The following is an 18,144-nucleotide window of genomic DNA, read 5'->3' on the forward strand; positions in this document are numbered from 1 at the left end:
CGGTGGCGTCCAGACCATCTCGGGATCAAACCAGATCGACAGCGATCCGCGTTGCTTCAGCGCTGTGTTGTACGAAGACCAGTTCTTGGTCTTGTACTTCGTAGGGGCCCAACTGCTCATCCATTCCAGCTATCATACTGGACTCCCAACGTGAATCCCGGTCGAGATTTGTGCAACAAAGCCGTCAGGACCCATTGATTTCGGTCCGGCGTCATGATTCACGGTTCAGAAAACGAGCGGTGAACATGTCTGATCTTTTCTGGCTGACCGACGCGCAGATGGCGCGTCTTGAGCCCTTCTTCCCCAAGTCTCACGGCAAGCCACGCGTTGATGACCGGCGCGTGTTGAGTGGAATCATCTTCATCAATCGCAATGGTTTACGGTGGCGTGACGCGCCTGCTGTCTATGGTCCGCACAAGACACTCTACAATCGCTGGAAGCGGTGGAGCGACAAAGGCATCTTCGCCCGGATGATGGCCGGTCTGGCCGCCGAGCATGGCGAGACGAAGACCGTGATAATCGACGCGACCTACCTCAAAGCCCACCGAACCGCGACCAGTATGGGCGTCAAAAAGGGGGGCGTGGACGCCTGATCGGTCGCACGAAGGGCGGGATGAACACGAAGCTTCATGCCATCTGCGACAGCCAGGGGCGACCGCTGAACCTGTTCGTGACCGCTGGACAAGTCAGTGACTACATCGGCGCGCGGGCATTGCTGAGCAGCCTGCCGAATGTCGATTGGCTCCTCGGTGATCGCGGCTATGACGCGGATTGGTTCAGAGAAGCGTTGAAAGACAAAGGGATACGCGCCTGCATCCCTGGCCGGAAACAGCGGAAGAGACCGATCAAATACGACAAGCGTCGCTACAAACGCCGCAACAGGATCGAGATCATGTTCGGCAGGCTCAAGGACTGGAGACGCGTCGCGACCCGCTATGACCGCTGTCCAAAGGTCTTCCTCTCGGCCATCGCACTCGCAGCCGTCGTCATGTTCTGGCTATGAGTCCTGACCCTAGCTGAACAAGGACTTTCGTACTTTACTGGCGCAACAGCGCGGATCTCGAGTCTAAAAAGGTCCGTGGGTGGGGTGTGCTCTGAGGAGAAACTATGTCGACGGCACTCTGGCGGAATTTGGGCGTTGGTGGGCGTCTCTAGGTCCGAAGGACGCTTGTCAATCTGTCGTATAGGCGACGGTCTTGCTCGGCCTCGCCCTTCGGCTCGTAGTGGCGTTTACCCGCCAGTTCACTCGATTTCGGCGTGGAGTTCTTTCACCTGCTTTTCCTCGGTCTTGGGCTCCTTTCGGCCCCCGCGCACAAACACGCTGGAAACGCCCTCAAGGAGCGCCTGTTTCCATTTAAGCAGCGCCTGCGTGTCCTCACTCTTGACGGTCACAAACCCCATCGAGGGGCACGGCACGGCTTCAGATCGCTTCCGCATCAGCCTTGTCCGTCTCGTCGCGCTTGCCGTAACCCTTCACATAGCTGGGCTGCATCAGCCGGACGTCATGGCCGAGCTTTACCAGCTCTCGCGCCCAATAATGCGCGCTCGCATAGGCTTCTATGCCGATCAGGCATGCTGGCTGGCGCCGAAAGAACTCAAGCATCTGCTTGTGCCTCTCCCCTTTATATTGCCATTTCAGATGTTTCTCTGATAGCGCTCCGTGCAACTTCGGGGGAATTGTGAGGGGGTACCCGTGCCAAAGTATGATATCGCCGTCGCGGGCCTTGGTTATGTCGGCCTGTCCAACGCGGCCCTGCTCGCCCAGCACAACGCGGTGCGCGCCGTCGATCTGGATGCGGAGCGCGTCGATTTGGTGAACGCCCGACAATCGCCGATTGTCGATCCCGAGCTTGAGGCGTTCCTGAAGGATGAGGATCTGAGCCTGAGCGCCACGACGGATGCGGTCGAGGCCCTGTCTGGGGCGGATTTCATTGTTGTGGCGACGCCCACAAACTATGATCCCGACACCAATACCTTCGACACCTCCAGCGTCGAAAGCGTGATCGCGCAGGCAATGCAGATCGCGCCCGATGCGACGATCGTGATCAAATCGACGATTCCCGTGGGTTTCATCGAAAGCCTCCGCGCCCAGATGGGGACGCAGCAGGTCATTTTCAGCCCCGAGTTCCTGCGCGAGGGCCGCGCTTTATACGACAATCTCTATCCGTCCCGTATCGTCGTGGGAGAGGACAGCCCCCGCGCGCGCGCCTTTGCCGACCTTTTGGTGCAGGGCGCGCGAAAAAAGGATGTCCCACAGCTGTTCACCGGCCCATCCGAGGCAGAGGCGATCAAGCTGTTTTCCAACACCTACCTTGCGATCCGTGTCGCCTATTTCAACGAGCTGGACAGCTATGCGATGAAGTTCGGGCTCGACTCGCGCCAGATCATCGACGGGGTCGGGTTGGATCCGCGCATCGGGTCACACTACAACAACCCATCGTTCGGTTATGGCGGCTATTGTTTGCCCAAGGACAGCAAGCAGCTTTTGGCGAATTACGCCGACGTGCCGCAAAACATGATACAGGCGGTGGTCAGCGCCAACCGCACCCGCAAGGATTTCATCGCCGACCAGATCATCGCCCGCGCCCCCAAGGTCGTCGGCGCCTACCGTCTGGTGATGAAGGAAGGGTCCGACAATTTCCGCCAGAGCTCCATCCAGGGGATCATGAAGCGGATCAAGGCCAAAGGCATCGAAGTCATCGTCTATGAGCCGGTCTGCGAGGACGACACATTCTTCGGATCGCGCGTGCTGCGCGACCTTGAGGCGTTCAAGGCCGAGGCAGAGGTGATCATCACCAACCGCCTGTCCCCCGATCTCGACGATGTCATGGACAAGGTTTTCACGCGGGACTTGTTCAGTGAGAACTGAAGAACACCGGTTCCGGTTGACCATTGCCGTAACGCAGAACGCTTGTGGTAGAAGCCTTGGTTCTGTCGAACGCAATTTTCTTCCATTGTCTTCATTCACCACGAGAGTTTGAGGTTGCGTATTGAAAGTCCGCTGGCAGGCGCTGCTCCCTGGTCACGACAGAGGCCCCCTCACGGGCGGTCAAAAGACATAGGCAACCGATACTCCGGCACCGGCAGACCATGACGATCCGGTGGTGAGCTCATTGCGGTAGGCTTGCTGCCCGGTCGAGACCAAGGAGGCATCTTCACCCGTGCCGGACACGGTGGCCGTGATGGGCGAGAGGGCCGTGGCCCGCAACGTGGGTTGATTGAAGCCCCGCTGCCCATAGAGCGACAAGGACAGAACACCGCCAAGCGCGATCGGACGGGAGACACCGATTTGCAAACCTGCGCGGCCGGTGGCCCCTGACAGGCGGTCCCTGTGTCGGATTTCAGGCCCATCGCTCAGGCTCGGAGCTGTTACCCGGCTGTAGCCGCTGTACTTGCTGTCGAAGCGGCCGATTTCAGCAGACAGGCCGATCGACCCCGTCCAGGCGTCGGTCAAAGGCCGCGAGAACGAAATCTGCGTCGCCGCCCCGTAGGTGCTGGAGGTGACGGTATCGCGCGAGGTCAGGCCAATCGTCGGGCCATTCGCACTGTTGGTTGTGGGCGCGATCTCGACCATTTCATCCCGCGACAAGCTGCGGTCGGTCACCGTCAGAGTGGGGCCGACCTTTGCGGTGATGGTCCAATCGGAGGTGGTTGGAATCTGCCACCCGCCCAGAATTTGCTGGCGCACCGAGGTGATGCGATCGGTGGCTTCGATAACCACCTCACTGTTCTGGGTGTCGCCGAGCCCCGAAAGCACAAACCCGCCCGCATCGAAAATCGCACCGTAGCTTGCCGACAGCGCGTTCGTGCCATCGGTGGTGAGCGCGGTGAAGGCACCGCCGCTGGCCGTCGTGGTGATCGCCTGCTGGGTGATCGCGCCGCCCGGAGGCGAGAACGCCGAGCTGGTGATCGTGCCGGTTCCACCCGTGTTATCGGTCAGGCTGACATCGGCGGTGGCCACCGCGCCGGCGGGCCCCGAGGAGCTGTTCAGATCAATCGTTCCATCGGGCGCCGATCCGAAGCTCAAGACCACGGGGCCCCCATTGCCCAGACGGCTGCGCTGACTGGTGTTGAGCCGGCTCACGCTCAGATCCCCGGACCATTCGACGAAAAACGAACGGGGGCCATCCTGCACGGTCCAGGCCGCCGATTGCGAAAAGGTGATCTGACGGTGCTGGCCATTGGAGTGGAATACGCCCGAGGGATGCAGGCTGCTGACGGACAAGGCCGGGGCATCATGGACACCCAGGGCGACTCCGGTCCCGAGGCCCAGAAAGCCGAATTCGTATCCCGGCTCGATTGTCACTTGTTCCGGTTGCGGCACATCCGCTTCCACGATTGGGGGATCCAGCGCGCCGGCATGCAAGGATGGGAGAGACCCGAGTGTCAAAACGCAGGCGACGACCGGAACTCTACTCAACATATACCCTCCTACGGAGCGACCGCCGGGCATGGCCGCACCTATGGGACGACCATTCCTACTTTTCTGAAGGACCTTTTTTTCCGCTCCTGCAAGATAACCTTCTTGGAGTGATCGCGGACTGTCAAGGTGGCCGCGCTATGGCGGACTCGACATCGCGAGTTTCTGTAACGACGTGACCAATTCGACCTGTCGCCGCGTGCCGGTTTTCCGCATCAGGTTGGACAGGTGATTGCGCACCGTCTGCTTTGACATCTGGCGCTGATAGGCGATGTCCCCGATGCTGTTCCCCTTCAGCAACTCCGAGGCCAGCTCGGATTCGTGCGACGAAAGCTTGTAGGTTTGCCACAGCATGTCGTGGCTGAGCTCCAGTTGGGCACTTCCATGGTTGGCGATGACGGCTACCCGGCGGTCAAGGGGGGCATCGTCGTTCGCGCCGTGGTTGGAGCGAGAGGGCGCGCTGGTCGACAACCGCACCACCGTCAGGAACGTGTCTCTCTGCCGGTCGGTGGATCTGAAATGCAGCCAGCGGCGCTTGCAACTCGTGTCTTGATGGCAATCGCGGATGGCCGCCATCAGATCAGCATCCGAGTCGGCTTCGATCCCGTTGAGATGGCGATCCGGCCCAAGGATGAGACAGCTTCGCGACCGGAGTAATTCATCGGCCATCAGATTGGTATGTTCGACGCGCCCCTGCGGATTGACGATAATCGTGGGGAAGGGATTCAGACATAGAATCTGTTCATACACCCACTGCGCCTGCTTGAGTTTTCTTTTCAGGTTGAAGGCATCGGTTGCGTGGCAGAAATGCGTGGAGGCGTTTGTCAAAAACTTGCGGATCTGCGCGCCCTCGGCGGCAATCACACGTTGGGATGACCGCACCTCAAGCACGACTTGCTTGGTGCCCTCGCGGTAGATCACCATGCTGATCGCGGTCTCCACGTCGCCTCTGTCGGCAAGCCATCCCCGGTAAAAGCGGGTGGCCTTGAATTGATCCAGATCGATCAAATCCTGTTGTTGGAACACCGCGCCGATCGGTTGATGCCACTGCATGTTGAACCACGCCGACGTGGCTGAAATCTCGACCGAGAAGGAACGACTCGCGTCAGGGTCCAGCCCGCGATGCATCAGGGCGTTTCCCCCCGGATCGACGGTATCTTGAAAGAAGAGCATCACGCTTGCGTTGGGTACCCGCTCGGCGGTCGTATCCAGGATCTGGTCATACAATCCACAGTTAAGCGCGGATTGGTAAAGGCGTGCGACGTCATCCTGACCGAAGACAGTCTGGTCTTTATCTAAAATCATTTGGCCCCCTCCCCAAAGGACGCCTGCAAACGGCGATATAAAGACCGCCTGCAAGTCAAATAATAATTCTTCTACACTTAATTTCGCACGCCCTGCGGGCCGATCGGTAATAGATCGTATGGCATACGCCGGAACATGCTCGGATATCATCCGATCTTCTGGTCATAATTGTTGATGCAGCGGACGTCTTTGCTCGAAACGAGTATGAGCCCCAGCCCATCCGCATCGCTTGACCAAGGGTAAGGTAACACATTTTCGCGCGAAATCTTAACGGTTTCTTAACTCTTGTGTTACCTCAGTGTTCTCGCCACGGCTGTCTTGGCGAAGGCGCAGGGGGCAAGATTCTGATCTCCCACCAAAAACCGTTGGAGCCAACCAAGGCATGGATGGGTCGATCTCATTGCGGATGCGGGCAAGCGCTTCAGGCAAAGATATCCCGTCTGTGGCCCGAATCAGATGTTCGCGAAGCAGACTTCTTCGCCTTCTGAAACGATGACCAGGGTTGCGTTGACATTGTCACCGCGGCCAACAGATACCGAGACGGTGCTCAACCTTTGCTCCTCGCCGGGCTCCAAGGCGAACAATCCTTCCTGCATCGAACTGGATCGGCCGCTGGCTCCTTCCTTGAGGATAGAAAGCCTATATCGCCCGCTTCCGGGGGCCGCGGTCTCGGACCACACGACTCCGCTAAGTTGGAAACCGCGCGCGGTGGGCTGCTTGTCAATTTTACATTTCATATCTTCTCCTCCCGAACCGTCGATCGTGCTGTTTGCCGCGGTCGCGGTAGAGGTCAGCGCACAGGCGCATCCCAGCAGAACACCGGCCATGGCGCTGCCCAGGGCGCATCGCTTGGTCAGGGACCGCGATGGCGTAATCGTAACTTGGTCGTACATTGTAACCCCCTGTCTGCGCTATGGCCGCGCGATGTCATTTGCTTCAGCAGCCCGAAGTTTGGCTCCTTTCCTTAGTTGCCGACGACCGTCAGTGTATTGGTGACGGTAAAATTGGTGCCGGCCATGGAAACGCTGCTGTGGTGACTGACACCGATGCCCTCCGTGCTGACCTGAACTTTGGCCTCGATGTTGTTGTTTCCGGACTGCATCGTGCTGGCGGCGTGACTCACACCTGCCTGATGGATCGCGGAAATATTGTTGATCCCATTCTGCACGGTGCTTGCGCCATTGTTGCTGCCATACTGCGAGGTTATCGCAATATTACGTCCGGATTGAGTGGTGGCTTGAGTGTTCCCGTTGCCCCATTGATAGGCTGCGGACCAGTTGCCTTCAGCAGCGACGCCCGTTGCGAGACAGGCCGATGCGGTAAGGATTGCGAATATCTTGGGTGCCATTTTAAGTCCCTCTCCTTTTGATTTTTCGGTGGCCGGCTCAACATCCGGCAAAAGCCGCCCGCCTGATTTAGCGAACGAAACAGTTCGTCATACTGGGGAGCAGGTTCAAGTCTGGCGAGCGGCCTACAAAGCCCGAAACCGGGCGGGCCTGTAAGGCGCGCCCGATTTAGGTTTTGTAATCAGTCGGTCTGGACAGTGACCGAAACGTTGCCGAGACCAACCTGCTCCGTATCGGAGAAGTGACCGTTCACGCCCATCTGAGTTGTGGATGAACTGTTCAAGGCACCGATTTGGTCCGTGATGGAGTTGTTGCCGGCACCGATCTGGACGGTCGACGAACCATTGGCCAGGCCGCTCTGCACCGTCATGCTGCCGTTGGCCACGCCAAGCTGGCCGGTGTACTGGGTGTTAAAATCACCCGCCTGACCGACGCCGCTGAAGTTGCCAGCACCCCATTGGTCAACAATGCTGATGTTGCCGGCCATTGCACCGGTTGCGGAGACTGCGAGCACTGCGAGTGTGGAAAGAAGACGCTTCATGTTATGTTCCCTCTTGGTCTGTGGTTTGTTTGATTTGTCATCGACCTGATTGCCGATGAACCCACCCTACTGACCGGCCGAAACCGCGCTGCATCTCAGGTGCCGCCGGTTTCTTGTTTTCAGCATGCCGTTTTCGAGATTTGAGGAGGAACCGCCCCACACGGCCCGAAACGACACAGACGTGGTGGGCTTCTGGGGTCAGATGCCAAAGATCGGATAACATGGCGCTGTGGCGGCCCGAATGGCGCTGTCCGGGCAAGCGCGACGGGCTGGATCATCATTTGACCCATAATTGACCCATTTGACTGGAATCTGACCCATTTGAGTGGCGCGGGGCGTCTATTCGTGTTCCACAGGTCAGGCGACAGGTCCGGAAGGCCGCTAAAGCCTTTTGTCTGCCAGCTTGGTCAGGCTGCCGAAGACCCCCGCAACAGGTCATGGTAAGACGCAGATTTTCGCGCACGCTCATCGAGTTGGTGGAAATCTCTTACGACAGGGATTGACCTGCCCCCCATGGGTCCCTCACTCATAACGAGAGTTTGCAGGTTTGGTTTTGATAGCTGGGGGATCCGGATTGGGCAAGCGCGGTGGGCGCGGAGCCCTCAAATTGCTCAAGCGCCTGCCGCGCTTGCTTTGGCGTTTGGTTTCCGAGCGATGAGTGTGGTCTGACGGTGTTGTAGTCGTAGCGCCAGAGGGCCAGCTTCCGTCGCGCATCGTCCAGAGTGTCGAAGATCTCCTCGTTCAGCAGCTCATTGCGCAGGCTACCGGGGCGTTTCCCCCGACGTAAAATGAAGGCGTTCTGCTGCGGCTTGCCAGGATCGATGTAATGCCATGGGACGGAGTTCACCAGTCGGCAGCGCATCCAACTCGCGGGCGACACGGGCTCCCGAGATACTGGTGTCGGCCATCAGGCACAGATTCTCGCGGCAGCAATCGTCGATCACCGCCAAGGCGAGCCATTGTGCGCCATTGGTTCGAGAACAATGGCGAGCGAACTTGCGTGAAGCCCCGAAGCTGTCGGAGAGAAAGTCCAGCGACCACCGTGCGTTGGGGCGCAACGCCTGGGGCCAAGGGGAGATCACTCGAAGTTTCTCTGTGACTTTGTTTCAACGTCAACATTAGTCAACATCGTTCAACATTCTCTAACATCTGATCGTAAGCAGCGGTTGAGCTGAGTCGGCTTGCTGGGGGCTTTGATTACAATGTCTTCGAGGTCGGCTTTAAACTTGGTAAAGGGCTCGCGAAGCTGTTGTTGTTGTTGGCGCGTTGAGCGCCGCCATGTCGCCCCCAGATCGGCCTCTTTTTATGATGTCCGGCGAAGAGGATGAGCCTTCTCGTCAGGGCAAGAGGCCTAGTTCATTGGCTCATTCGAGGCGCTATGGGGTGAAACCGTGCCTATCGCGCTGCGTGCGCGCTAAGGACGTACTGGTACCCCACCTGTAGGCATGTTTGTCGTTACCTTCGATTGGCCCCTGCCCGCCCTTTCTACCACGCCGTGGCTTCGATCCGTTGACCTTGGTCTTACCCCATCCTGTAATGATCTCGCTAGGCTCAGCCTTGCCAAGATATGCCGCGATGCAGACACCACTGGTTCCGCCTCTTACGCATCGACGAATGTCCCAACTGCTGTCGATGGAATGTGCGATCGCCTCTGCTTCAAGGCTCCGGTTATCAGCGAGGGGCTCATCCAGCCAATCCGCCATTTGCATTGCATACTCGCGATCAAATTCACTCTGTTGGTGATACCCGAAGTGAAAATGTTCGCCTTGGGCCCGACACCATTCTCGGACCCAAATGTTGGCTATGGGGATGCCTCTGTAACTCATCCAATGCCTGCTTTTTTCGAGGAAACCTCGAACGCATTCAGCCTGTGTCCCCATTCGGAAGATCCCGCCCTCTCCCATGGCACGAATTCCTGTGGTCCTAATCGTCAATAGCCGGTTGATTGGCGTTCCCAAGAAGTCCGCCAGTTTTGCTGCTTCAATCATTTTTGCCTGTGTGCCTACGGGTAGTACCTGAGTGACGACCTGTGCACGGTCTCTTACGTCTATAGTAAGGGGCGGCTTGGCAGAATATGAGGCAATCAGCATAGCTCTTTGAAGCGACACCTGTTTTCCGCCTTTCCAGCAATCAAAGTTCGTTCCGTTAAACTAGCAAAACCTCAACATTCGCACAAGATGATGTGTGGCAAATGGAATACGCATCTAACTGTGCTATCTTTCTTGCCGGTTTTTAGTCTCGACCCAGGCATCACAACATCTATATTGGAGCGAGCTAATGGCGCTGAGATCGCGGCTACCAGAGACAGGCATAGCTGATGAAAGCCGTGATCTGAAACAGAGCGGACCAGTCTCGCTCGACCCAGAAGGGCTTGTGCGAAAACGAAACAAGAAAACACCCAACGGTCACCTAATCCGCCATTTCACCACCGCAGAGAAATCAGCGGCTGCATTGGAGCTTGTGCCAGCGTCCAAATTTCAGATAGCTCAGTGAGCTATGCCTGCTCCAACTGTTTCAGAACGTGGGCCAAACTGATGGTCCAGTCGGGGCGTTCAATCTGAAAGGTCTGCGCCGTCAATTCACACTCCATGCGAGAATTCAAAGGCCTCTTGGCAACCGTGGGATAGTCGGCGCTGGAAATGGGCGTCACCATGCAGGACACTCCAGCCTGCCGGAAAATCTCTCGGGCGAAGTCTGCCCAACTAACATCCGGTGTGCCGCTGAAATGGTACAGGCCTGCCCGGTCGGGATCGGCGGCCAGACACTGAGCAAGCCTCAAACAGGCGGCGGCGATGTCCGCGGCCGCGGTCGGGCCGCCAATCTGGTCGCCGACGATCGTAAGGCTGTCGCGGGTCTCGGCCAACCGCAGCATTGTCTTGACGAAATTTTGCCCATAGGCCGAGAACACCCATGATGTCCGCAGGATCGCGAACCGGCCCCCGGCCGCGCGCACGGCCTTTTCACCAGCCAGTTTGCTGTACCCATAGACGCCCAAGGGCTGCGGTGAGTCGTCGGGGGACCACGGTGCCGTGCCGCTCCCATCGAAGACGTAGTCTGTGGAGATCGTCACAAAGGGGATGTCCTGCGACGCACAAGCCCGGGCCATGGCACTCGGCGCCTCGGCATTGACCTTATGAGCCTGATCCGTGTCGGTTTCGGCCGCGTCGACCCCTGTATAGGCGGCCGCGTTGATCACCGCATCCGGGGCCCGGGCGATGATGGCGTCGCTACAGGCCTGCGGATCTGTCAGATCCACCTCTTCCCGACTCAGAAAGGTGAGGGTCGATGCGAGAGCACCGTCGGGCTTCGCAGCCATCAGATCTTGCAAGGCCCGCGCCACTTGGCCCGTTCTACCAAAAACGAGGATATGCATTTAAAGCCCCTGCCATTGTACTGCCGGCCGTGGCTATCAGAGCGGTTCTTTCAAGACCAGCCCGGGCCGGACCGGTTTGGATCGAGCGCCCTCAGGGCACGGAATGCGCACTTTCCCCTTTGGCCTCGGACGGCTAGAAAACACGGGTATGCAGAGGGGGGCGGGATGCGCCGAATCTTAATTTTGTTGTGTTGCGCTACGCTTCTGGCGGGCTGCGATCTGGCGCCGCGCGGCGCGGCCTTACAGTCAGAGGTGCTCTCTACCGACCGGCAGGCGGGTGGGCAGCAGACCCCGGACTTTGCCGTTGAACCCGTCACCCGAACCAATCTGGTCACCTTTCTACACTGGCCGACTACCGGCCCTGCGCCCTTGCCTTGGATCGACCGCGTCGATCAGCCCAACACCCGGATCATCACCAGTGGCGACACCCTACGCGTCACCATCTGGAGCACCGAATCCAACGGCCTACTAACCGCGCCGGGTCAGCGTTTTATCACTCTGCCCGACATCCGCGTGACGCCCAACGGGACCATTACCCTGCCCTATATCGACACCATGCGGGTCCGCGGCATGAGTCCTGAACGTGCCCGCGAAGTGATCGAGGAACGCTACCTTGCCATAGCCCCCTCGGCGCAGGTCCAGGTCGAGTTGATCGAAGGCCGCGAGCGCACTGTCAGCCTGATCAGCGGTGTCGCCTCACCAGGGGCCTATGTCTTGCCGGACAATGACTTCACCCTTCTGGAACTGATAGCCTTGGGCGGCGGCATTTCGCAAAATCTAAGCAATCCGCAAGTGCGGCTTCAGCGCGGCAATCGGCTGTTTGGCATCTCTGCCGATCACCTGCTTGCCACGCCGTCCAAGAACACCACCCTCGAAGGCGGCGACCGTGTGTTTCTTCAGTCCGACGAGCGTCAGTTTCTGTCCCTGGGGGCTGCGGGCCGCGAAGCCGTGCACCCCTTCCCCAGCGATCATGTCACCGCGCTCGAGGCGCTGGCGATCATCGGCGGGCTCGAGGCCAGCCGCGCCGATGCAAAGGGCATTCTGGTGCTGCGGCGCTATCGCGCGGATGCCATCACGGCCGACCGTTCTGGCCCCGATCATCCGCGCACGGTTTTCACGCTGGATCTGACCTCGGCGGACGGGCTGTTTTCGGCCGGCCAGTTTCTCATCCAGCCCGATGATCTGGTCTATGTTTCCGAAAGTCCGATCACCGCTGCGGGCAGTATCCTTGCGCTTTTCCGATCGGTTCTGACGTTCCCGGTTTGACCTGCGGGCTTGGTGGCACCCGGACAGTATCGCGGCATTCAGGCTGGGACAGTGTCGAAATCCGCTCTGTTCCAGTCGGCCTTGTCGGTTGGGTATCCTGGATTCTGTGGGTCAGAAGCCAGACACCAGAAGATCGACGGCCGCGACGATTTTGTCCCGCCAAGCCGATGCATCCCCGATAACAGAACCGATCTGTACGCTTGGAAGAGCGACCAGCTGCGACATGAGTATGACGTGCGGGGCGCCGTCCAGATGAATGGGGATGTGCAGTTTCGGTGTCAATGCGCCCCACTGGGAGCGCGGCAGAACCGGCGCGCACAGAATATAGGGGGTCTCAATGCCCAGATCGGTCTGAACGCGGCAGACAATTTCGTGGCCATCGCGCATGCGATGGAGGTTGCCTTGCATATCGTTCTCACTCAAACTCGTCTGAACCGCGCGAGGCTGGGGCCGCTTTGTTCCAGATGACGGCTTTCATCGGCAAGCCCTTCTTTGGCAGCGGCGATCCAGGCGGCGCGGTCGCGCTCGGCTTTGGACTTGGCGATGCCGGCGTCGATCCAGGCCCGAACAATCTCGGAAATCGAGCTGCCCGTGATTTTCGCTTCCCGTTCAAGGGCCGCCTTCCGATCCTGACCGATGTCCCGAATGTTTAGTGGTGACGGCATGATACCTTCGCTTCCTCAGGGCTTGCTGGCCATGTGCGCTACACATATTGCACCACAATACGTGGGACAAGGTGCACACTCTACACCCACCGGTGTAGCTTTTCAAAAGACATGCGTGTTCGCACGGGGCGGCCGGAGACAGATCTCGGCGGTGTCACGATGGATCGGCAAAGGATCTGCTGTCCGATGGACCTATTCCGCAGCCTGCCGGTGGGCAACCTTATGAGCGGCGGTCTGACGGGGGACAGGCCCGACCCAGCGGGCGATCACATTCAGTGCCGCCGCGTCGTCATCCTCCTCGATCGCGCGGCTCAGATCACGCAATGCGGTGGCTGCTTCAAGCTCCGACAGGCGCCCCTCTGCGATCCGTTTGATCTTGGGGTGATCGGTGGGCCATTGCACGTGATCGGTCATCGCCAGATCTTCATGCAGCTTTTCGCCCGGGCGCAGTCCGGTGATCACCACCTCGATATCGCCGTCGGGGTTGGCGGCATCACACACGGTGTAGCCCGCCGCTTCGATCATCTGCCGCGCCAACCTCTGGATCGGCACGGGCGGCCCCATATCCAGCAAGAAGACGTCTCCCCGGCTCTCGGTCCGGCCGATGAAATTGCCCGCCATCAAGACCAACCGGGCGGCTTCCGACAGGGTCATGAAGTAGCGCGTCACCTCGCGGTGGGTCAGCGTTACCGGACCGCCCCGGGCAATCTGTTCCTGGAACCGGGGCACCACCGATCCGCTTGAGCCCAGCACATTGCCAAAGCGCACAATGCCAAAATGGGTCTTCGTGCACCGGGATGCCAGATCCTGCACAAGCAGTTCCGCCAGCCGCTTGGAGGCCCCCATCACGCTTGTCGGATGCACCGCCTTGTCGGTGGAGATCAGGATGAAATGGTTGACCCCGGCCGCGCGGGCCGCCTCGGCCACCACCCGGGTGCCCAGCACGTTGTTGTTCAGCCCGGCCAGTTTGTTGGTCTCGACCAGAGGCACGTGTTTGTAGGCCGCCGCATGCAGGATGATCTCGACCTCGTGGCTGGCAATCGTCCGGCGCACCGCCTGGGCATCGGTCACCGACCCCAGAACCGGAATCACCTCGATCCGCTGGTGCTGCACACCCAGATCCGCAAGCTCGTGATCCAACTGATAGAGTGCGAACTCGCTGCTTTCGAACAGCACGATCCGCGCCGGGTGACACGATAGGATCTGCCGCGTCAGCTCCGATCCGATAGAGCCGCCGGCGCCGGTGATCATCACCGTGCGGCCGGAGTAGATTTCGCACAGCCCCTGAAGATCCGCCTCCAGCCCCGCGCGGCCCAGATAGTCGGTGGGGTTCACCGGCTGGATCCGGTCGATCAGATCTCCCTCGCCCACCAGCGCCGCAAAAGAGGGGACCATCGAAACCTCACAGTTCAGATCCTCGATCTGGCGCGCCAGCCGCGCCTGTCTGGGACGGCTGATAGAGGGCATCGCCAACACCACGCGGTCGATCTTCTCACCCTCGATCAGGTCCTTGATCCGGAACGGCGGATACACCGGAAACCCCGCCACGGTGAGGTGCTGCAATGTCTTGTTGTCATCGACAAAGGCCACCGGCACGACCGCGTCATCGGTGCGCAGCGCCGTGGCCAGTTGCACCCCGGTCTGGCCGGCCCCGTAGATCAACACCCGTTGCCGGGACTGCCCGCGGCGGTAGATTTTGATCAGCATGCTGCGCAAAAGCAGCCGCACCCCGACGGATAGGATCAACAGGATCATCGTGAAGATAACCATGGTGCTGGGCGCGGCCTGTCCGGAGAACAGGATCTGGGTGCCAATCATCCCAATGATGCCCACAAGCGTCGCATAGACCGCCGTGCGATGGATTCCGCTTTGCTCATAGGCGTTCAGCTTGATCCGCGGCAGCCGCAACAGACTAGAGAACACGCCCCCCGCAAGGGCCATGACGCCCCCCAGGGCCAGATAGGACACCGGCTGGGAGGTCACGGCAAGGTTGAACGTCGCCCCTGCTGTCAGGACGGTCAGCCAAAGCGCCACGGGCACAAGCAGAACATCAACGGCCAGCAGGACCCAGATCTTCTGGGGCCGGGTCAACGAAGTTGCCGTTTTTTCAAGACGCCGGGCTAGTGAGATCACGTCAGCTCTACCATGATTTTGTATCTCTCCCTCGTCCTGTAGCATCTTGTGCGATGAAGGTTAACGCAACCCTAAGAAGAACAATCGGGACATTCTGCAGAATGTACTAGACTCTTGAATGCGGCGCCATCCCTCAGCATCCGGTCGGCAAACTTCAGCGATCCGGCGTCAGAATGACCCGTTGCAGACCTTGCCAACAGGCCTCGACCGCCGTGCGCAGCGGCGCATAGACCGCCCGTGGCAGCGCCCTTGGCGCTATGTCGTAGAGCTGGCCGTCATGGGCGCGGGCCAGGTCTTCGGGCGGGGCGGCCCGTTTCGCCCTCCCCCGCACATCGGCCCAGACATCAGGCATCGCATCGGGCAGCACATGGGTGCCGAACCGTGCCCGCAAACGGGCCTCTTGCGTCCGGGTCCGCACCTGGGCGCCGACGGGCAGCAGATGTACGCCTTGCCAGTCCAAGGTCATCGCCGGTTTGCCCAATGCGCGCGCCGTGCGACTTTCGCGGGTCTGGATGTCCGTCAGCCCCGCCGCCAGCGCCCGCAGACCCCGCGCCACATCTTCATGGTCCTCTGCGTCTCGTCCGCCGTCGCCCGCGGTCGCCCTGTCGCGCTCCTGCCCCGGCTCGAGGTCCGCGGGGGTCATCCGCCACAGAGGCACCGGCAGCACCAGAACATCCGAAGAGGCCGCGACCGCCAGCGTCAGCGGCCCCACATCGGCGCCGGTGTCACAGAAGATCACATCGTATTGCGCGGCCAGCCCGTCGCGGTGGATCAGGTCGTAGAGCGCGCGCCAGGGGTTCCAGCTGCGCGCCGTGCCCTGCCACTGTCCCAGCTTCAGATCCGCCAGCGCGAGCGAGGCCGGCGCGGCGATCAGATCCAGCCCCGGCCAGCGCCCCGGCCGGATCACGTCCGGGGCCGACAGCCCCACCGCCCTGGAAATCGCCTCCTCCATCGGCAGCGGCGTCTCCCCTTGATCCAGCCGCAGCTGGTTGGCGCGCAGCAGATGGCCGCCATAGGAGCGCGCAATCAGCGGCAGAACCCCGAAGGGCTCCCCGTCGCTCTCTTCGAGCCCTGACAAAAGCCGGCTGGTTCCGGCGGCCGGATCCGCGTCGATCACCAGCACCCGCCAGCCATCTAATGCTGCCGCCGTGGCCAGATGCGCCACCGTGGACGTGCGCCCTGCCCCGCGGGCCGTCTGCACCAGTGACACGATCGGCGCGCGCTTAGGGCGCGGGCGTGGACCCTGCCGGCCTTCGGTGTCGAAATGGTGCCGCAAAGTCGCGACCTCTTGTGGGGTGAAAACCCGCGTGGCATTGGCCGCGTTCTGCCCGGATAGGGGGCGGCCCTGCGGCAGGTTCGGGACCTCTTTCAGCACCCGTCGGAAGTGCCCGACGGACATCGGACGCACAAACTGGGTGAACTCCCAGATTGTCATATCGCGTAAGGGCGCGGGCGACGCAGTCTGCGCATCAGCTCCGGCGATATTGGTCAGCTGGTCGGGAAATACGGGCATTGAAAATAGCGACCTTTTTCTATGTTCGCACTTTATGATACCTTAACCAAATTATGCTAACATGGGCAAGAAAATTGGGTTCTTTCTTGGAAAATTCCCGTGTTTTTCTCTGCCCTGGTGGCTGCCTGAAGCTGCCATTTGTTCTTGCAGATCTCGGAACCTGTTAAATTTGAGTTAGATCTTTGTTACGGCGGGCCAACAGGATCACTTATAGCCACATTCTTCTGATTCTTCAGCCTCTTACATGAAACGTCTCTTATCTGACCCGACTCTGAAACCCCGATAGGGTGACTCTGATCCCCCGAAGCTCCGACTCCGAAACCCCGATCCGGGTCCGCGCTACCGTAGACCTTTATTCACAGCCTCCTTACTCTGGGTGTCAGTGAAACCCCGAAGACAGACTGGCAGGGCCTCGGCCCGAAGCCGGCAGCCCGAACCACCGGGCCGGGAGTGAGGCGGACGGGACAGATGACCACAGCACCCATGGGACGTGCGGCTAGACCCGCAGAGATCGCACAGGCGCGCGAGGCGCCGGACTTTTTTGTCTGCGACATCTGGGGGGCCTTGCCCAAGGATGATCTGGCGAGCATGGAGCACCCCTTGTTCTCGCTCTCCACCCGCCCTGATCGCGCGATCCTGAGCTACGAGCACAATGGCGCCACGATCGAGGTCGTTCCGTCGGTCAAGGGCCGGGCGACGATCCATGACAAGGACATCCTGATCTATTGCATCAGCCAGATCCTCGCCGCCCTCAACACCGGGCGGGCGGTGTCGCGCACCCTGCATCTGACCGCCCATGATCTGCTTTTGGCGACGGGGCGCGAGACGTCGGGTGACGCCTATCGGCGGTTGCGCGACGCCTTCGAGCGCCTGGCGGGCACCCGCATCACCACCAACATCACCACCGGCACGCTGGAGACGACCCGCGGTTTCGGCCTTATCGAAAGCTGGGAAATCGTGCGTCAGACACCGCCGGGGCAGCGTGGCGGCGGGCGAATGATCCGGGTCTGCGTCACCTTGAGCGAATGGCTCTACCGCGCCGCCTGTGCCAAGTCCGTCTTGACCCTGAACAAAGACTATTTCACCCTCAGGCGCCCCTTGGAGCGGCGTCTTTATGAGCTGGCGCGCAAACATTGCGGACGTCAGGCGGAATGGCGCATCTCGCTTGAGACTTTGCTCAAGAAGTCCGGATCGACCAGCCCGCGGCGGGTGTTTCGCGCGATGGTTCGGGACATCATCGCACAAGACAACATCCCCGACTACGACCTGCATCTGGATGCCGCGGACATGCTGCGCGTCACCCCGCGCGCGGTGGTGCTGGAGCCGTTCGAGACCCCCCTGCTCTCCCCCGATACGCTGGACGAGGCCCGCCTGCTCGCCCCGGGTGAAGACGTCTATGCGCTGCAAGAGGAATGGCACCAGTTCTGGCACCGCTCCGGCCGCCCTGCCCTGCGCGCGCCCGACAAGGCGTTTCTGGGCTGGCTGGCCAAACGCACCGCACCGGCGTCGAACCTTATCCGCGGATAAGGTCTGGCCTGTCGCTTGTCGTCTCGCGCCCGAGAGGCTGGTCCCGTGACACATC

14 protein-coding genes and 3 pseudogenes are annotated in these 18,144 nt (G+C 60.2%); 4 read left to right on the top strand and 13 right to left on the bottom strand.

Features of this window, described 5'->3' with window-relative positions; translation table 11 throughout:
• Positions 1-120: pseudogene (locus DC363_RS16320) on the bottom strand (IS5/IS1182 family transposase); the annotation flags it as partial.
• Positions 121-245: 125 nt separating this feature from the next.
• Between DC363_RS16320 and DC363_RS16325 the strand changes: the two are divergent.
• Positions 246-1,003, top strand: a protein-coding gene (locus DC363_RS16325) for an IS5 family transposase (protein ID WP_108642230.1) whose coding sequence is annotated in 2 segments (ribosomal slippage) — positions 246-567 and positions 567-1,003 — 759 coding nt in all. Because the reading frame shifts where the segments join, the coding sequence is not laid out codon by codon here.
• Positions 1,004-1,356: 353 nt separating this feature from the next.
• On the opposite strand, the pseudogene DC363_RS16330 reads toward DC363_RS16325, so the two are convergent.
• Positions 1,357-1,579 (bottom strand): annotated as a pseudogene (locus tag DC363_RS16330) (IS110 family transposase); the annotation flags it as partial.
• Positions 1,580-1,693: 114 nt separating this feature from the next.
• Between DC363_RS16330 and DC363_RS16335 the strand changes: the two are divergent.
• Positions 1,694-2,869 (top strand): nucleotide sugar dehydrogenase, encoded by a 1,176-nt coding sequence (locus tag DC363_RS16335; RefSeq protein ID WP_196778453.1) that lies wholly within the window; start codon positions 1,694-1,696, stop codon positions 2,867-2,869.
• 180 nt (positions 2,870-3,049) lie between these two features.
• On the opposite strand, the gene DC363_RS16340 is transcribed toward DC363_RS16335, so the two are convergent.
• From DC363_RS16340 to rfbD, 7 genes and pseudogenes are all read right to left on the bottom strand, one after another.
• On the bottom strand, positions 3,050-4,423 hold the full coding sequence (locus DC363_RS16340; RefSeq protein ID WP_146180816.1) for a hypothetical protein: 1,374 nt from the start codon (positions 4,421-4,423) through the stop codon (positions 3,050-3,052).
• A 135-nt stretch (positions 4,424-4,558) separates the two neighbouring features.
• Positions 4,559-5,725: a helix-turn-helix transcriptional regulator gene (locus DC363_RS16350; protein WP_158270897.1), complete on the bottom strand. Its 1,167-nt coding sequence runs from the start codon at positions 5,723-5,725 to the stop codon at positions 4,559-4,561.
• Positions 5,726-6,177: 452 nt separating this feature from the next.
• Positions 6,178-6,618, bottom strand: coding sequence for a curli-like amyloid fiber formation chaperone CsgH (gene csgH / locus DC363_RS16355; RefSeq protein ID WP_108642235.1), 441 nt, complete (start codon positions 6,616-6,618; stop codon positions 6,178-6,180).
• 71 nt (positions 6,619-6,689) lie between these two features.
• On the bottom strand, positions 6,690-7,073 hold the full coding sequence (locus tag DC363_RS16360) for a hypothetical protein (protein WP_108642236.1): 384 nt from the start codon (positions 7,071-7,073) through the stop codon (positions 6,690-6,692).
• Positions 7,074-7,252: 179 nt separating this feature from the next.
• Positions 7,253-7,612, bottom strand: a complete 360-nt coding sequence (locus DC363_RS16365) for a hypothetical protein (RefSeq protein ID WP_108642237.1) — start codon at positions 7,610-7,612, stop codon at positions 7,253-7,255.
• A 526-nt stretch (positions 7,613-8,138) separates the two neighbouring features.
• Positions 8,139-8,688, bottom strand: a pseudogene (locus tag DC363_RS16370) (integrase core domain-containing protein); the annotation flags it as partial.
• A gap of 1,418 nt (positions 8,689-10,106) precedes the next feature.
• On the bottom strand, positions 10,107-10,985 hold the full coding sequence (rfbD, locus tag DC363_RS16380; RefSeq protein ID WP_108642239.1) for a dTDP-4-dehydrorhamnose reductase: 879 nt from the start codon (positions 10,983-10,985) through the stop codon (positions 10,107-10,109).
• 165 nt (positions 10,986-11,150) lie between these two features.
• Between rfbD and DC363_RS16385 the strand changes: the two genes are divergently transcribed.
• Positions 11,151-12,251, top strand: coding sequence for a polysaccharide biosynthesis/export family protein (locus DC363_RS16385; protein ID WP_108642240.1), 1,101 nt, complete (start codon positions 11,151-11,153; stop codon positions 12,249-12,251).
• A gap of 111 nt (positions 12,252-12,362) precedes the next feature.
• Here DC363_RS16385 and DC363_RS16390 read toward each other — a convergent pair whose 3' ends face one another.
• The 4 genes from DC363_RS16390 to DC363_RS16405 form a co-directional block, all read right to left on the bottom strand.
• Positions 12,363-12,659 (bottom strand): CcdB family protein, encoded by a 297-nt coding sequence (locus DC363_RS16390; RefSeq protein ID WP_241963052.1) that lies wholly within the window; start codon positions 12,657-12,659, stop codon positions 12,363-12,365.
• A gap of 11 nt (positions 12,660-12,670) precedes the next feature.
• On the bottom strand, positions 12,671-12,916 hold the full coding sequence (locus tag DC363_RS16395) for a hypothetical protein (protein WP_108642241.1): 246 nt from the start codon (positions 12,914-12,916) through the stop codon (positions 12,671-12,673).
• 192 nt (positions 12,917-13,108) lie between these two features.
• Positions 13,109-15,094 (bottom strand): polysaccharide biosynthesis protein, encoded by a 1,986-nt coding sequence (locus tag DC363_RS16400; protein ID WP_108642242.1) that lies wholly within the window; start codon positions 15,092-15,094, stop codon positions 13,109-13,111.
• Positions 15,095-15,203: 109 nt separating this feature from the next.
• The gene (locus DC363_RS16405) at positions 15,204-16,562 is read right to left on the bottom strand and encodes a ParA family protein (protein ID WP_108642243.1); all 1,359 of its coding nucleotides are present in this window, start codon (positions 16,560-16,562) and stop codon (positions 15,204-15,206) included.
• A gap of 483 nt (positions 16,563-17,045) precedes the next feature.
• Here DC363_RS16405 and DC363_RS16410 point away from each other — a divergent pair, with 483 nt between their 5' ends.
• On the top strand, positions 17,046-18,089 hold the full coding sequence (locus DC363_RS16410; protein WP_108642244.1) for a replication initiator protein A: 1,044 nt from the start codon (positions 17,046-17,048) through the stop codon (positions 18,087-18,089).
• Positions 18,090-18,144 lie beyond the last annotated feature (55 nt).

Origin of the sequence: Thalassorhabdomicrobium marinisediminis (assembly GCF_003072065.1) — a bacterium.
GTDB classification, from domain to species: Bacteria; Pseudomonadota; Alphaproteobacteria; order Rhodobacterales; family Rhodobacteraceae; genus Octadecabacter; species Octadecabacter marinisediminis.